The following is a 14528-nucleotide window of genomic DNA, read 5'->3' as shown; positions in this document are numbered from 1 at the left end:
AATTTGCCTGGCGGCTTTAGCGCGGTGGTCCCACCTGACCCCATGCCGAACTCAGAAGTGAAACGCCGTAGCGCCGATGGTAGTGTGGGGTCTCCCCATGCGAGAGTAGGGAACTGCCAGGCATCAAATAAACAGACAAGCCTCATGCGAAAGCATGGGGCTTTTTTGTTATCCAGGGGCCGAAGAAATCCTGAGCCCCGCCCGAATAAAGGCGATAAAAAAGCCCCGTCCATCACTGGTCGGGGCTTTTTTGCTTCAGTTAGCTGCTGATATTAATGGATAACCTGTGACAGGAAAGCCCGGGTACGTTCAGACTTAGGATGAGCGAAGAACTCCTGCGGTGGCGCTTCTTCAACGATTTCTCCGCGATCCATAAAGATCACCCGGTCTGCCACGGTACGGGCAAAGCCCATTTCATGGGTGACACACAGCATCGTCATGCCATCTTCTGCCAGACCAATCATCGTATCCAGCACTTCCTTCACCATCTCTGGATCCAACGCTGACGTTGGCTCATCAAACAGCATAATTTTCGGCTTCATACACAGCGATCGTGCAATCGCCACACGCTGCTGTTGGCCACCGGAAAGTTGACCCGGAAACTTATGCGCATGCTCGGCAATACGTACGCGCTCAAGGTAATGCATTGCCAGCTCTTCCGCTTCTTTCTTTGGCGTTTTACGCACCCAGATGGGGGCAAGAGTACAGTTCTGCAATACGCTCAGATGAGGGAACAGATTGAAGTGTTGAAACACCATACCCACTTCCGTGCGTACACGTTCAATATTGCGGAGATCGTCGTTAAGTAACGTACCATCGACGACAATGCGCCCCCGTTGATGCTCTTCCAGATGATTAATACAGCGGATCGTCGTTGATTTTCCAGACCCGGAAGGCCCACAGAGTACGATACGCTCACGCGGTTTTACTTTCAGATTGATGTCTTTCAGTACGTGAAACTGCCCGTACCACTTGTTCACATTTTCGAGCGTAATCATCATCGCGTCGTCAGATGGGGTAATAATTTGCGTCATTTTAAACCTCAGTGCGGCGTACGCCCGGTGTTAAAGCGCTTTTCCAGATACTGGCTATAGCGCGACATGCTGAAACAGAAAATCCAGTAGACCAGTGCGGCAAAAACATAACCCTCCGTCGACATACCCAGCCATTCGGGATCGACAGTGGCCTGTTGCACGCTACTGAACAGATCAAACAGACCGATGATGATCACCAGGCTGGTATCTTTAAACAGAGCAATGATGGTGTTAACCAGGCCTGGAATAACCATTTTTAACGCCTGGGGCAGGATCACCAGCCCCTGAGTCTTCCAGTAGCCGAGCGCCAGTGATTCAGCGGCTTCATATTGTCCTTTGGGCAAAGCCTGTAGCCCGCCGCGTACCACTTCTGCCACATAGGCGGACTGGAACAGGATGACGCCAACCAGCGCACGGATTAGCTTATCGATCGAGCTACCTTCCGCCATAAACAGCGGCAACATCACCGATGACATAAACAGGACGGTGATCAGCGGTACGCCACGCCAGAACTCGATAAACAGAACGCACAGCGTACGCACGACCGGCATACGTGAGCGACGTCCTAACGCCAGCAGGATGCCCAGCGGTAGTGCCCCGGCAATACCGACAGAGGCAATGATCAGGGTCAGAGTCAGGCCACCCCACTGGCGCGTTTCGACACGTTCCAGCCCGAAGTAGCCACCGTACAGCAGGAACCAGACGACGATCGGATAGATCACCGCCCAGGCCGCGATGTAGGTCCCACGTCGCGGCAGGCGTTTCAGGAACATCGGAACAATGGTTACCAGGCCGACTACCAGCGCCAGGTTAATACGCCAGCGCAATTCATGCGGGTACAGTCCGTACATGAACTGGCCAAAACGCGCATGGATAAACACCCAACATGCCCCATCTTTGGTGCAGTCAGCGCGTGTTTCACCAATCCAGTTAGCCTGAAACACCAGCCAGTTCAGCGCCGGAGGGATAACTGCCCATATCACCCACAGACAAAACAGCGTCAGCAGTGAGTTTCCGACGCTGGAGAACAGATTTTTTCTTGCCCAGAGCACGGCACGCGCAAGCGAAGTCGCAGGTGCCGCAGGGACTTCATGAGTGGTCATCGTCATAATCCCGTTCTCTTAACGCTCTATAAGAGCAATTTTGCGGTTGTAGATGTTCATTAACAGCGAAATCGACAGGCTGATGATGAGATAGACACCCATAGTGATGGCAATAGTTTCGATGGCCTGGCCCGTCTGGTTCAGTACCGTACCGGCAAACAGGGACACCATATCGGGATAACCAATCGCGGCGGCCAGCGAAGAGTTTTTCACGATATTCAGATACTGACTGGTCAGCGGAGGAATAATCACGCGCATTGCCTGCGGGATAATCACCTGACGCAGGGTGACGGGGTTGGGCAGACCGAGAGAACGGGCGGCCTCATGCTGACCGTGCGGAACAGACTGAATACCGGAACGGATCACTTCGGCAATAAATGAAGACGTATAAATCGACAGTGCCAGCGTTAAGGCCGCCAGCTCCGGGATCAGCACGAACCCGCCGCGGAAATTGAATCCACGTAGTTCAGGGATGTCCCAGTGCATCGGGCTACCCGCAAACAGTGAGGCCACCAGCGGAAAGAGGACCAGCATCGCGAGAGCCGCAGGCCAGGTGCGACGCAGTTGTCCTGTTTTCAGCTGATGCTGCTTGTTGTAGCGAAATAAACCGAACGCGATTGTCAGAGCCAGGGCTATGGCGATCAGGAACGGCCCGGTACCTGCCACGTATTCAGGCCAGGGAATATACAGCCCACGGTTACTGACATAGGCGAGATCGAAGGCGTTGAGTGCCTGGCGTGGGCCTGGCAGATTGCGCAGTACCGCAAAATACCAGAAAAATATCTGCAGCAGAGGGGGAATATTACGGAACGTCTCAATATAGATATTGGAGATTTTCCGCAGCAGCCAGTTATCAGACAGGCGGGCCAGTCCGATAAAGAACCCGAGGAAAGAAGCAAAGACGATACACAGCGCAGACACCAGCAGGGTGTTAGTGAGACCGACCAGGAACACGCGGGCATAGGTGTCGCTTTCAGTGTAATCAATCAGGTGCTGGACGATACCAAAGCCAGCGCTACGTTCAAGGAAACCAAAACCGGAGGTAATGCCACGGTTTGCCAGGTTAATGATGGTGTTGTGCATCAGGTAACCCGCAACGGCAAGCACCGCGACGATCGCAATGATCTGGTAAAGCCAGGCGCGCACCGCAGGATTGCTGAATGAAAAATCCCTTTTCACGGTTGGGCGTTGAGACATGTTGAGACCTCAGTGACGAAAATTCTGGCGTGGGCACCGACAGGCCGGTGCCCTGTAATCATGGGAATTAACGTACTGGTGGTGCGTACTGAATACCGCCCTGATTCCACAGTGCATTCTGACCACGAGCAATTTTCAGCTGGCTGTCTTTACCGACGTTACGGTCAAAGACCTCCTGATAGTTACCCACTTGTTTGATGATGTTATAAGCCCATTTGTTATCCAGCTTCAGATCTTTACCGAAGTCACCTTCCGCGCCCAGCAGGTGGGCCATATCCGGGGTGGTTGGTTTCGCCGTCATATCATCGACATTTTTAGAGGTGATCCCCATCTCTTCGGCGTTCAGCATGGCGAACAGGGACCACTTAACAATGGTGTACCAGTCATCATCACCGCGACGTACAACCGGGCCCAGCGGCTCTTTAGAGATCACTTCTGGCAGCACGATAAAATCGGAAGGTTTACCCAGCTTGATACGCAGCGCATAGAGCTGTGACTGGTCGGAAGCAAGGGTATCGCAACGGCCAGTGTCCAGGGCCTTAGCCGACTCATCGGAACGGTCGAAGGTCACCGGGGTATACTGCATTTTGTTGGCTTTAAAGTAGTCGGCGACGTTCAGCTCGGTATCCGTACCGGCCTGAATACAGACGGTGGCACCGTCCAGCTCTTTAGCGCTCTTCAGGCCTGCCTTCTGATGGGTGAGGAAGCCGATACCGTCGTAGTAGTTTACGCCGGCGAAAATGAAGCCCATACCGCCATCGCGCGAGGATGTCCAGGTGGTGTTACGTGACAGGATATCAACCTCACCAGACTGCAGCGCGGTAAAGCGCTCTTTTGCGGTCAGTGGGGTATATTTCACTTTGGTCGCATCGCCAAATACTGCCGCTGCTGCTGCACGGCACACGTCCACATCAATACCGGTAAATTTACCGCTGGAATCCGCGTAGGAGAAACCCGGCAGGCCGTCACTGATACCGCACTGAACAAAACCTTTCTTCTTAATGGCGTCCAGTGTCGTACCTGCATGAGCCTGATTTGCCACAGAAAACAGCGTAGCAGCGGCAACCAGAGTGGAGAGCATCATCTTTTTCATAAAGCATCCTGTGTGGCAGATTTATTTTGTTATGTGTAATGCACGCTTTGGTGCACTTTGCCTGTCTGTGGCCGAAGCCATTCACTGCTTTGCAAAGGTAATGCCACATTTGCAGAGCCCTGAATTTGTTGAGAAGCATTAACGATAATGGGAACTTTCTTATCGGCAGCGTTAATATCGCGCACCAGCGAGGGGCAAAAATAGCCATGATGGTCACAAATAGTGCATTTAGTTTCACTATGTGGAAGCAATGTGAAGGCGGTGGCAGATTTGTTATTTAAATGTAAAGTTTCTTGCGGCAGCCAGCGCCTCAAGGCGCTGGTGGAAAAAAGGAGGGCAGCAGGGGTGAGACGTTAGTAGAGAGAACTGGCGCCAGCAGGGCGGGTTTTAAAACGGCGGTGCAGCCACATATATTGATTCGGCGCGCGCATGATCTCGCGTTCAATCACCCGGTTCATATACTCAGCAGCCAGCTGTTCACTTTCAATCGGATAATCCTGCAGCTCAGGCTGGATCACCAGTTCATAACCGCTGCCGTCTTCGTTGCGGATCAGCACCGTAGTGATCAGGGCCGGTTTCGCCATGCGCGCCAGCATCCAGGTACCGCTGGTCGTCGCTGCCTCAGGCACGGCAAACAGCGGTGCAAAAACGCTGCCCTTAGGACCGTAGTCCTGATCGGGAGCGAACCAGACTGCTTCACCCTGTTTCAGGGCTTGTACCATACCCCGCAGATCGCGACGGTTGATCATCGCTTTATTCGAGCGCATACGGCCTTTAGTCTGTACCCACTCCATCAGTTTATTGTTATGCGGGCGATACATCGCCATCATCGGCTGGCAGAGGCCCATCGCCCGTCCACCTAACTCCAGCGACATAAAGTGCACGCCAATAATCAGCGCACCGCGGCCATCCGCCTGCGCAGCCTGCAGGTTATGTAAGCCGTTAACTTTAAACCAGCGCTTTACGCGGCGATCTGACCAGAACCAGGCCATGCCCGTTTCTATCAGCCCCATACCGAGAGATTCAAAGTTGCCAATTATCCGCCGTTCCAGCTGTTCCTTATCCATATCCGGGAAGCACAGCTCCAGATTGCGGCGGGCGATCGAGACACGGCGCTTCATAAAGCGCATGGAAGTGCGGCCCATCCAGCTACCGAACTTATGCAGCAGCGGATAAGGGAGTTGTACCAGCAGATAGAGAACGCTGACGCCAAACCAGGTTAACCAGTAGCGTGGGCGCAGAAAACCCCGTTTGAATTGTTGTGACGGCTTCATTTATTACTCATTCTTGGCATTATGGGTTAAGAGAACCTGTAACGCATATGAAGACGATCAGCAGCGATACAATGACTCAGACACCCGTTCAGGACGATGGTTTAGCCGGGTTCCACAGGCAGCAAAACTTTACATTCGTGGGGGCATTACGCACTGCAGCAGAAGGTAAGGGCGGCAGGCATTTCCAGTCAACGTGATTTTACACAAGTTACCCAACCTTCAGGAAGATGTGCATGTGAAAATTCTTAATGGAAAGTTTATCCAATCAACGGATAATAAAAAAGCGCTTACCCCAAAGGAATAAGCGCTTTCGAAACAACATGATAGCCAGAGGCTATTAGTTCATGCCGTATTTTTTCAGTTTCTTACGCAGTGTACCGCGGTTGATGCCCATCATCAGGGCTGCACGGGTCTGGTTGCCACGGGTGTACTGCATCACCATGTCCAACAGAGGCTGTTCTACTTCAGCCAGTACCAGCTCATACAGATCATTTACATCCTGACCATTCAGTTGAGCAAAATAGTTCTTCAGTGCCTGTTTGACCGAATCACGAAGTGGCTTTTGGGTCACCTGATCCTGTGAATTTACGGTAGATACGGTCAGTACGTCAGAATTTACGCGTTGTTCGAACATAGTTCTGTCAGCTCTTTATTTCTAATTACGCAAGATTTTCGAAGTATGCCTCCAACGCCTCCAGCTGTTCGCTGGCATCCTCTATGGCGTTGAATGTGCGCCGAAACTGGTCGTTTGGGGCGTGCTCCTGCAGATACCAGGAGACGTGCTTCCGGGCAATACGGTATCCCTTGCGGTGACCATAAAAGTCGTGCAGTTCCCGTAAGTGCCCGATGAGCAAGCGCTTTACTTCAGCCAGTGGCATCGGTGCCAGCAGCTCCCCAGTGTCCAGATAGTGCTGGATTTCCCGGAAGATCCACGGTCTTCCCTGAGCCGCCCGTCCTATCATCAGGGCATCAGCCCCCGTATAGTCAAGTACGGCTCTGGCTTTGTGCGGGTCAGTAATGTCCCCATTCGCGATAACCGGAATGGATACGTTCTGCTTAACTGTCCGAATGCTGTCGTATTCAGCTTCGCCGTTGAACAAACACGCGCGAGTGCGTCCGTGAATTGTCAGGGCCTGAATACCACAACGCTCAGCCAATTGGGCAATCTCTACACAGTTGCGGTTGTCGCTATCCCAGCCGGTGCGAATCTTTAAGGTAACCGGTACGTCAACTGCATTGACCACCGCTGAGAGGATAGACTTCACCAGCTCAGGATGTTGCAGCAGCGCCGAACCTGCCATCTTGCGATTCACTTTTTTGGCTGGGCAACCCATGTTGATGTCGATCACCTGCGCACCTGATGTTGCATTGATGCGTGCGGCTGCCGCCATCTCTTCCGGGTCACAACCGGCAATTTGCACGGTACGAATACCAGGTTCGTCACTGTGTACCATACGCAACCGCGACTTATCGCTGTCCCAGACTTCGGGGTTGGACGACATCATCTCGGAAACAGTCATACCAGCGCCCATTGCATAGCAAAGGGTCCTGAATGGCCTGTCTGTTATCCCGGCCATCGGGGCTGCAATCAAACGATTACGAAGCTGGTGATTTCCTATGCGCATGAAAAAAAAGTGACCATAGTGTGTCCGCAAGGCGGCGTATATTACGCATTTTTTCAGGAAGATGAAAGGCCAAACTTTGAACAATCCGCGGTAGCGGAACGTTAGATCGCCTTACGTGCTTCGGTTATTAATTTTATAGTGTTATAAAACAACACATTAAAAAAATATGACGAAATTGTGTACAAAGATTTTTCTTTTTTTGTGACCTGGATAACAACATAAACTGCGTCAGTTTGACCAATATTCGGGACATATGACGTCATCAGCGGGATGACGCAGCTCATCCGGGCTGCGTCATCTGCTTGTTTTATCGGCGAATACCGGTGATCCGGCACCACTCTTCTTTCTCTGCCACCGGATCCAGCGCAAAGGTATCGGCATACGCGTCACAAACGCCCTCAGCCTGGCTGGCCAGCACACCGGATAAACCAAGGTGGCCGCCTTCTTTAGGCAGTACGCTAATCAGCGGAGCCAGCTCACGCAGTGGGCCTGCGAGGATATTGGCGACCACGACATCCGCACTCAGGTTATCCGGCTGCTGGTGGGGCAGATAGAGCGACAGACGCTCAGAAACGCCGTTGCGTTCTGCATTGTCGCGGCTGGCCTGGATCGCCTGAGGGTCAATATCAATGCCAATCGCGGCAGCGGCACCCAGCTTCAGTGCGGCAATCGCCAGAATGCCTGAGCCACAGCCAAAGTCGATCACCGTTTTACCCACCAGATCCAGGCCATCAAGCCACGTCAGGCACAGCGCGGTGGTCGGATGGGTCCCCGTACCAAAGGCCAGACCCGGATCGAGCATAACGTTGACCGCATCGGGATCCGGCACGTCACGCCAGCTTGGACAGATCCACAGGCGTTCGCCAAAACGCATGGGGTGGAAATTTTCCATCCATTCGCGTTCCCAGTCTTTATCTTCGATCTGTTCGATCTTGTGATGAAAGCCTGCGCCCAGCAGCGGGTGCTGTTCCAGGCCGGCAATCACCTCCGGCATCTCTGTTTCGGCATCAAACAGGCCGATGACATCGGTATCACCCCACAGGCGAGTCTCACCCGGTAACGGTTCAAATACCGGGTTATCGTGAGTATCCTGGAAGGTGACGGACACGGCGCCGTTTTCAATCAGTGCGTCGCCCAGCTCTTCAGCCTGCGCACCAGTGGTATTCAACTTCATTTGTATCCAGGGCATAGTCAGTCTCTTCAATCAATCAGGGTGGAGGCAGTCGTTGATTCGCTGGCAGAGTGGCCAAAACGATTACCAATAATAAAGGCCAAAAGGCTGAGAAGCAGCGCTGGCACAATCGGGTGGAAGCCCCAGGGTTGCAGCGACAGGCTGGCCAGACCGGTATAGCAGGCTGCCCCGGTAATCATGCTGCTGAGAGCGCCGCTGGCATTGGCTCTTTCCCAATATAAGCCCAGCACCAGTGGCCAGAGGAATACGGCCTCCAGCCCGCCAAACGCCAGCAGATTTAGCCAGATGATCATATCCGGCGGATTCCACGCAGCCACCAGCAGTAGCAGACCCAGCACCAGCGTCACCAGAGAAGACAGGCGCTTCAGCAGCGGCTCGTTATCAAGCTGGTGCGGGTGCATGCGCAGATAGAGATCTTTGACGATCGTTGCCGATGATTGTAACAGCTGAGCATTGATGGTGGACATGATCGCCGCCATCGGCGCGGCCAGAAAGATCCCAGCCGCCAGCGGAGGCAGAACGTGGATCATCAGCGTTGGGATCACCCGATCGGGGATCTGCAAATCCGGGATCACCGCCCGGCCAAGAGCCCCTGCCAGGTGCATGCCAAACATCAGAACCGTCACCACCACCGTGCCGAGCAGAATGGCCAGATGCACGGCCTTACTGTCTTTATAGGAGATGCAGCGAACGGCCGTATGCGGCAGGCCGATCACCCCAAAACAGACCAGCACTGAAAACGAGGCAAGGAAGGTCGGAGTCAGGATGTTATCGACGCCAGACGCAGACACCAGCTGGGGGTCGATACGCTGCAGTGTACTGACCGCGTTATGCATCCCGCCGGCAGCGTGGATCACCGCGAACAGCAGCAGGAAGGTCCCGGCAAGCATCACCACGCCCTGCATGGCGTCGTTCAGTACGCTGGCGCGGAAACCACCAAACGCCGTGTACAGCGCGATAGAGCCACCAAAAATCAGCAGTCCGGTATCGTAGGGGATACCTGCGGCAGTTTCCAGCAGGCGCGCCCCACCGATAAACTGCACGGTCATGGCACCGATAAAGGCGACCAGCAGGCTGATGCTGGCCAGCCATACCAGTAACGGGCTGCGATAGCGTGCATACAGCATATCGTTAAGGGTGACCGCATTATAACGCCGCGCCAGAATGGCAAATTTTTTGCCCAGAACACCCAGTGACAGCCAGACGGCGGGAACCTGAACCATAGACAGCAGCACCCAGCCCAGCCCGTACTTATAAGCCGCGCCGGGGCCACCGATGAATGAGCTGGCGCTGATGTAGGTTGTGGTGAGGGTCATGGCCAGCACGAAGCCGCCCATTGAACGGCTACCGAGGAAATACTCACTCAGGAAGCTGCCTTCACGGCGCTTGCGCATGGCGTAAACGGAGAGCCCCGCGACCAGCAGCAGGTAGCCAATCAGGGGCAAAATAATTTCAAGCTTCACCGTCGTCCTCCAGAGAAATATCGCGAAAGATGACGCGAACCATCAGCCAGCAGAGAAAAATAAAGACGCCGGGTATCAGCAGGCAGGCCATTTCAAACCAGTGTGGCAGGCCGGTAAAACCCGGCAGGTCGTCCGGTAGCCAGGCTGAAAGCCCCCAGCAGGCAAGGTAAGTCACCGCCAGCCAGAAAGACCAGCGTGCTTCACGGTGGGCCTGAATAAAACGTTTTTCCATCCGCTCCTCCCCAATAAGAAGGGGCCGAATAATCGGCCCCTCTGTATATCGATCTCTGTCGCTTTCGGGTCGGACATGCCCGACCCTGCGATAAGGCCGGATTACTTCTCCTGCAGGCCGAGTTTTTTCTCCAGGTAGTGGATATTGGTTCCACCGTGCTGGAAATTCTCGTCTGACATGATTTTCATCTGCAGTTCGATATTGGTTTTAATCCCGTCGATAATCAGCTCAGCCAGCGCATTCTTCATACGAGAAATGGCGACATCACGGTTTTCACCGAAGGTGATCAGCTTACCAATCATTGAGTCATAGTATGGCGGCACGCTATAGCCGGCATAGATATGAGACTCCCAGCGCACGCCAAAACCACCGGGCGCATGGAAGCGGGTGATTTTGCCAGGGCTTGGCAGGAAGGTCGTCGAATCTTCTGCGTTAATACGGCATTCCACCGCATGACCGCGAATCACCACTTCTTCCTGTTTGATTGACAGCGGCTGACCGGCAGCAATACGCAGCTGCTCTTTAATCAGGTCAACACCGGTGATCATCTCCGTTACCGGATGCTCTACCTGAATACGGGTATTCATCTCGATAAAGTAGAACTCGCCGTTTTCATACAGGAACTCGAAGGTACCTGCGCCACGATAGCCGATATCAATACAGGCTTTCGAGCAGCGCTCGCCGATGTAGCGACGCATCTCTTCGGTGATACCTGGTGCAGGGGCTTCTTCCACAACTTTCTGGTGACGGCGCTGCATGGAGCAGTCACGTTCTGCCAGATAAATGGCGTTGCCCTGACCGTCAGCCAAAATCTGAATTTCGATATGGCGTGGGTTCTCCAGGTATTTTTCCATGTAAACCATGTCGTTGTTGAAAGCCGCTTTGGCTTCCGCTTTCGTCATGTTGATGGACTGTTCCAGGTCTTTATCGCTGCGCACAACGCGCATGCCGCGACCGCCGCCGCCGCCGGAGGCTTTGATAATCACCGGGTAACCGATGCGTTTCGCGAAGGCGCGGTTCTTGTCCATGTCTTCGGTAAGAGGACCGTCAGAGCCTGGCACGGTCGGTACACCGGCTTTCTTCATCGCGGTAATAGCCGACACTTTATCGCCCATCAGGCGGATCGTGTCCGCTTTAGGTCCGATAAAGATGAAGCCAGAGCGCTCAACCTGCTCGGCAAAGTCAGCGTTCTCAGACAGGAAGCCGTAACCTGGGTGGATAGCCACAGACCCGGTGATCTCAGCGGCTGAAATCAGCGCCGGGATGTTCAGGTAGCTTTTGACTGACGGTGGCGGCCCGATACAGACCGTTTCGTCAGCCAGCAGCACGTGCTTCAGGTCGCGGTCTGCCGTGGAGTGTACGGCAACCGTCTTGATACCCAGTTCTTTACAGGCGCGGAGAATACGCAGTGCGATCTCACCGCGGTTAGCAATTACAATTTTATCCAGCATGGCTCGCCTCGTTATTCGATGACTACCAGCGGCTCGTCAAACTCAACAGGCTGACCGCTTTCGACCAGAATCGCTTTCACAATGCCGGATTTATCGGCTTCGATCTGGTTCATCATTTTCATCGCTTCAACGATGCACAGGGTATCACCGGCGTTAACTTTCTGGCCGATTTCTATAAAGGCTTTCGCATCCGGGCTTGGGGTACGGTAGAAAGTACCGACCATAGGAGAACGCACGATATGGCCACTGATCTCGGCAGCGGCAGGTGCTTCCATTACCGGAGCGGTAGCCGGAGCGACGGCGTTAGCTAACGCCGGTTGCTGCTGCTGCATCATCGGTGCAGCATAAGCCTGCTGCATCATCGGGTAACCGACGTTAACCGGTGCACGGCTGATGCGAACAGACTCTTCGCCTTCAGAAATTTCCAGTTCTGCGATGCCTGATTCTTCAACCAGTTCGATCAGTTTTTTAATCTTACGAATATCCATGAGTGTGGTTCCGTACTCTGTTTAATTAGAGGGTGACAGGCGTTTGACTGCCGTCTGTAAAGCCCAGGAGTAACCGTCGACGCCAAGTCCACAGATCACACCGGCAGAAATATCAGAAAGATACGAATGATGACGAAAGGGCTCGCGGGCATGCACGTTTGACAAATGAACTTCGATAAACGGGATGCTGACGGCCAGCAGCGCATCACGCAGCGCGACGCTGGTATGGGTCAATGCCGCCGGGTTAATGACGATGTAATCGACATTACCTTTCGCCTCATGTATGCGATCAATTAGCGCATATTCCGCATTTGACTGGAGATGGCTCAGAGTGACGTTAAGCGCGTTGGCCTGCGAGGTCAGATCGCTGACAATCTCGGCCAGCGTAGTATGACCGTACTTTTCAGGCTCACGTGTGCCCAACAAGTTGAGGTTGGGACCGTTTAAAAGCAGTACGTGCAACTTATCCGTCATCTTGCTGCTATCTCCTGCGATAATAAAGGCATCGCACAAAATACATCGCAAAAGCCCGTTTGTCACCTTTTCAGATGAAATTGGCTAAAGCAACAATGTGAAGTCGGGCATTATAACGATATCAACGCAATTAGCAGCTAAATACTGGTCGTATCAGCGAAGATGATCAACCACGCCAGAGTAAAATGGCGTGGTTGATTGTTGAAGATGTGTGGCAGAACACAGTTATCAGGATTTTCCAGGTAACCATTTACGCAGTTTTTTGTAGCGCCATGCCAGCAGGATCGCAGCAATTAGCGCATAAATCCACGGCTGAGGTGAGAGGATTTTGACTGACCACAGGTAGTGAACAGGGGCCAGTATCGCGACCAGATAGACGGCATTGTGCAGTGTTTGCCAGCGTTTGCCCAGTTTACGCTGCGCTCGCTGGAAAGAGGTTGCCGCCAGCAGCAGCAGAATAACCCAGCAGATAATTCCCAGCGTGAGATAAGGACGTGAGATAAGCTCCGACCCCAGCAGGCCCAGATTGCTGATCCCCAGCTCCAGCAGTGAGTAGCTCACCAGATGCAGGGTAGCCCAGGCAAAACACCACAACCCCAGCAGGCGCCGGACGCGAATTAGCAGCGGCTGTTTACCATAGCGCGCCAGCGGAGTGACCGCCAGCGAGGCCAGCAGGAACTTTAATGCCATCCTGCCGGTAAAATGCTGGATGTCTTTTGCCGGGTCGGCACTGAACCAGCCCTGATCTATCGACAGCAGCAACCACAGTAACGGCAGAAAACCCGCCAGATGCAGCAGTACCTTTAAGCCCGTTATCTGCTTCAGCGACAGGCGTACCATGTCAGAAGTTCTCCCGCAGATCGAGCCCGCGGTAAAGAGACGCGACCTGATCCGCATAGCCGTTAAACAGCAGCGTCGGCTGGCGTTTTACATCCAGAATCCCACCGGAACCGATAAAGCGTTCAGTGGCCTGTGACCAGCGCGGATGATCGACGTGTGGATTTACGTTGGCGTAGAAACCATATTCATTACCGGCGAGCTGGTTCCAGGTGGTCGGCGGCATATCTTTGACGAGAGTGATTTTCACAATCGACTTGATGCCTTTAAAACCGTATTTCCAGGGCACCGTCAGACGAATAGGGGCGCCGTTCTGTGGCGGCAGCGCTTTACCATAGACGCCGGTCGTTAACATCGTCAGCGGGTGCATTGCCTCATCCAGCCGCAGCCCTTCGACATAGGGATAATCCAGGCCGCCGCCGATAAAGCGGTCCTGCTGGCCGGGCATCTGGTCGGGCGCATACAGCGTCTGGAAGGCAACATAGCGCGCGTTGCTGGTGGGTTCTGCGGCCTTGAGCAGTTTACCCAGCTCGAAGCCTATCCAGGGGACCACCATGGACCAGGCCTCCACGCAGCGCATGCGATAGATACGCTGTTCCTGCGGGAAGCGCTTAAAAATGTCGTCCATGTCCAGCGTCATCGGTTTTCCGACCTCACCGCCGATCTGAATTTTCCAGTCGGTGGTTTTCAGCGTGCCGGCATTGGCCGCCGGGTCGGCTTTATCCAGCCCGAATTCGTAAAAGTTATTGTAACCGCTGACCTTATCTTCCGGCGTCAGAGCAAGGTCGGATTGATACTGTGCGGGTTTGCTGAAGTCGAGGGGCTTACCGGCGGGAGCGGGCGGGCGGTCATTGCCTTTAAACCATGACAACACGTCCGCACGGGCGGCATTCGGCAGCGTCAGGGCGGCGGCGCTCAGGCCGAGAGTTTTCAGCAGCGTTCTGCGGCGGGTATTAAAAATACTTTCCGGCGTGACATCATTTTCAGTCAGTTTATTGACGGCTTTCATCGGCGACCCTTGCTCATGATGGGGTAATAATGTTGAGCATGGCGCAGAGCCGCGAA

Annotated in this window: 15 protein-coding genes and 1 rRNA gene; 1 reads left to right on the top strand and 15 read right to left on the bottom strand. The window is 53.8% G+C overall.

Annotated features, from left to right (window positions below; genetic code table 11):
- The first annotated feature begins 6 nt into the window (after positions 1 to 6).
- Positions 7 to 122, top strand: a 5S ribosomal RNA gene (rrf, locus tag ABEH87_RS18500).
- A 150-nt stretch (positions 123 to 272) separates the two neighbouring features.
- Here rrf and ABEH87_RS18495 read toward each other — a convergent pair.
- The 15 genes from ABEH87_RS18495 to msrP form a co-directional block, all read right to left on the bottom strand.
- Positions 273 to 1034, bottom strand: coding sequence for an amino acid ABC transporter ATP-binding protein (locus ABEH87_RS18495; protein ID WP_346578471.1), 762 nt, complete (start codon positions 1032 to 1034; stop codon positions 273 to 275).
- 8 nt (positions 1035 to 1042) lie between these two features.
- Entirely contained in the window at positions 1043 to 2143 is a 1101-nt protein-coding gene (locus tag ABEH87_RS18490) for an amino acid ABC transporter permease (protein WP_346578469.1), read from the bottom strand.
- A 12-nt stretch (positions 2144 to 2155) separates the two neighbouring features.
- Positions 2156 to 3334, bottom strand: coding sequence for an amino acid ABC transporter permease (locus ABEH87_RS18485; RefSeq protein ID WP_346578467.1), 1179 nt, complete (start codon positions 3332 to 3334; stop codon positions 2156 to 2158).
- A gap of 67 nt (positions 3335 to 3401) precedes the next feature.
- Complete coding sequence (locus tag ABEH87_RS18480; protein ID WP_346578465.1) at positions 3402 to 4427, bottom strand: amino acid ABC transporter substrate-binding protein; 1026 nt, start codon at positions 4425 to 4427, stop codon at positions 3402 to 3404.
- Positions 4428 to 4780: 353 nt separating this feature from the next.
- Positions 4781 to 5701 carry a kdo(2)-lipid IV(A) palmitoleoyltransferase gene (lpxP, locus tag ABEH87_RS18475; RefSeq protein WP_346578464.1) on the bottom strand — a complete coding sequence of 307 codons (921 nt, stop codon included), beginning with the start codon at positions 5699 to 5701 and terminating at the stop codon, positions 4781 to 4783.
- A gap of 337 nt (positions 5702 to 6038) precedes the next feature.
- On the bottom strand, positions 6039 to 6335 hold the full coding sequence (fis, locus tag ABEH87_RS18470) for a DNA-binding transcriptional regulator Fis (RefSeq protein ID WP_000462905.1): 297 nt from the start codon (positions 6333 to 6335) through the stop codon (positions 6039 to 6041).
- Between the two features lie 25 nt (positions 6336 to 6360).
- Positions 6361 to 7326, bottom strand: coding sequence for a tRNA dihydrouridine synthase DusB (gene dusB, locus ABEH87_RS18465; protein WP_346578463.1), 966 nt, complete (start codon positions 7324 to 7326; stop codon positions 6361 to 6363).
- Positions 7327 to 7633: 307 nt separating this feature from the next.
- Complete coding sequence (prmA, locus tag ABEH87_RS18460; protein ID WP_346578462.1) at positions 7634 to 8515, bottom strand: 50S ribosomal protein L11 methyltransferase; 882 nt, start codon at positions 8513 to 8515, stop codon at positions 7634 to 7636.
- Positions 8516 to 8526: 11 nt separating this feature from the next.
- Positions 8527 to 9981 carry a sodium/pantothenate symporter gene (panF, locus tag ABEH87_RS18455; RefSeq protein ID WP_346578461.1) on the bottom strand — a complete coding sequence of 485 codons (1455 nt, stop codon included), beginning with the start codon at positions 9979 to 9981 and terminating at the stop codon, positions 8527 to 8529.
- Entirely contained in the window at positions 9971 to 10213 is a 243-nt protein-coding gene (locus ABEH87_RS18450; protein WP_346578460.1) for a YhdT family protein, read from the bottom strand. The genes panF and ABEH87_RS18450 overlap by 11 nt, the downstream gene beginning before the upstream one ends.
- 101 nt (positions 10214 to 10314) lie before the next feature.
- A complete protein-coding gene (gene accC / locus ABEH87_RS18445; RefSeq protein ID WP_346578458.1) occupies positions 10315 to 11664 on the bottom strand; it encodes an acetyl-CoA carboxylase biotin carboxylase subunit in 1350 nt (449 codons plus the stop codon).
- A gap of 11 nt (positions 11665 to 11675) precedes the next feature.
- On the bottom strand, positions 11676 to 12152 hold the full coding sequence (gene accB / locus ABEH87_RS18440) for an acetyl-CoA carboxylase biotin carboxyl carrier protein (protein ID WP_346578456.1): 477 nt from the start codon (positions 12150 to 12152) through the stop codon (positions 11676 to 11678).
- A 21-nt stretch (positions 12153 to 12173) separates the two neighbouring features.
- Positions 12174 to 12626: a type II 3-dehydroquinate dehydratase gene (gene aroQ, locus ABEH87_RS18435; protein WP_346578454.1), complete on the bottom strand. Its 453-nt coding sequence runs from the start codon at positions 12624 to 12626 to the stop codon at positions 12174 to 12176.
- A gap of 228 nt (positions 12627 to 12854) precedes the next feature.
- On the bottom strand, positions 12855 to 13466 hold the full coding sequence (gene msrQ, locus ABEH87_RS18430; protein ID WP_346578452.1) for a protein-methionine-sulfoxide reductase heme-binding subunit MsrQ: 612 nt from the start codon (positions 13464 to 13466) through the stop codon (positions 12855 to 12857).
- A 1-nt stretch (position 13467) separates the two neighbouring features.
- Positions 13468 to 14472 (bottom strand): protein-methionine-sulfoxide reductase catalytic subunit MsrP, encoded by a 1005-nt coding sequence (msrP, locus tag ABEH87_RS18425; protein WP_346578450.1) that lies wholly within the window; start codon positions 14470 to 14472, stop codon positions 13468 to 13470.
- Positions 14473 to 14528: the final 56 nt, after the last annotated feature.

The organism is Erwinia sp. Eh17-17 (assembly GCF_039675725.1).
GTDB lineage: Bacteria > Pseudomonadota > Gammaproteobacteria > Enterobacterales > Enterobacteriaceae > Erwinia.
Note: the sequence above shows the minus strand (reverse complement) of the source record. Positions and strands in the feature narration are given on the sequence as shown.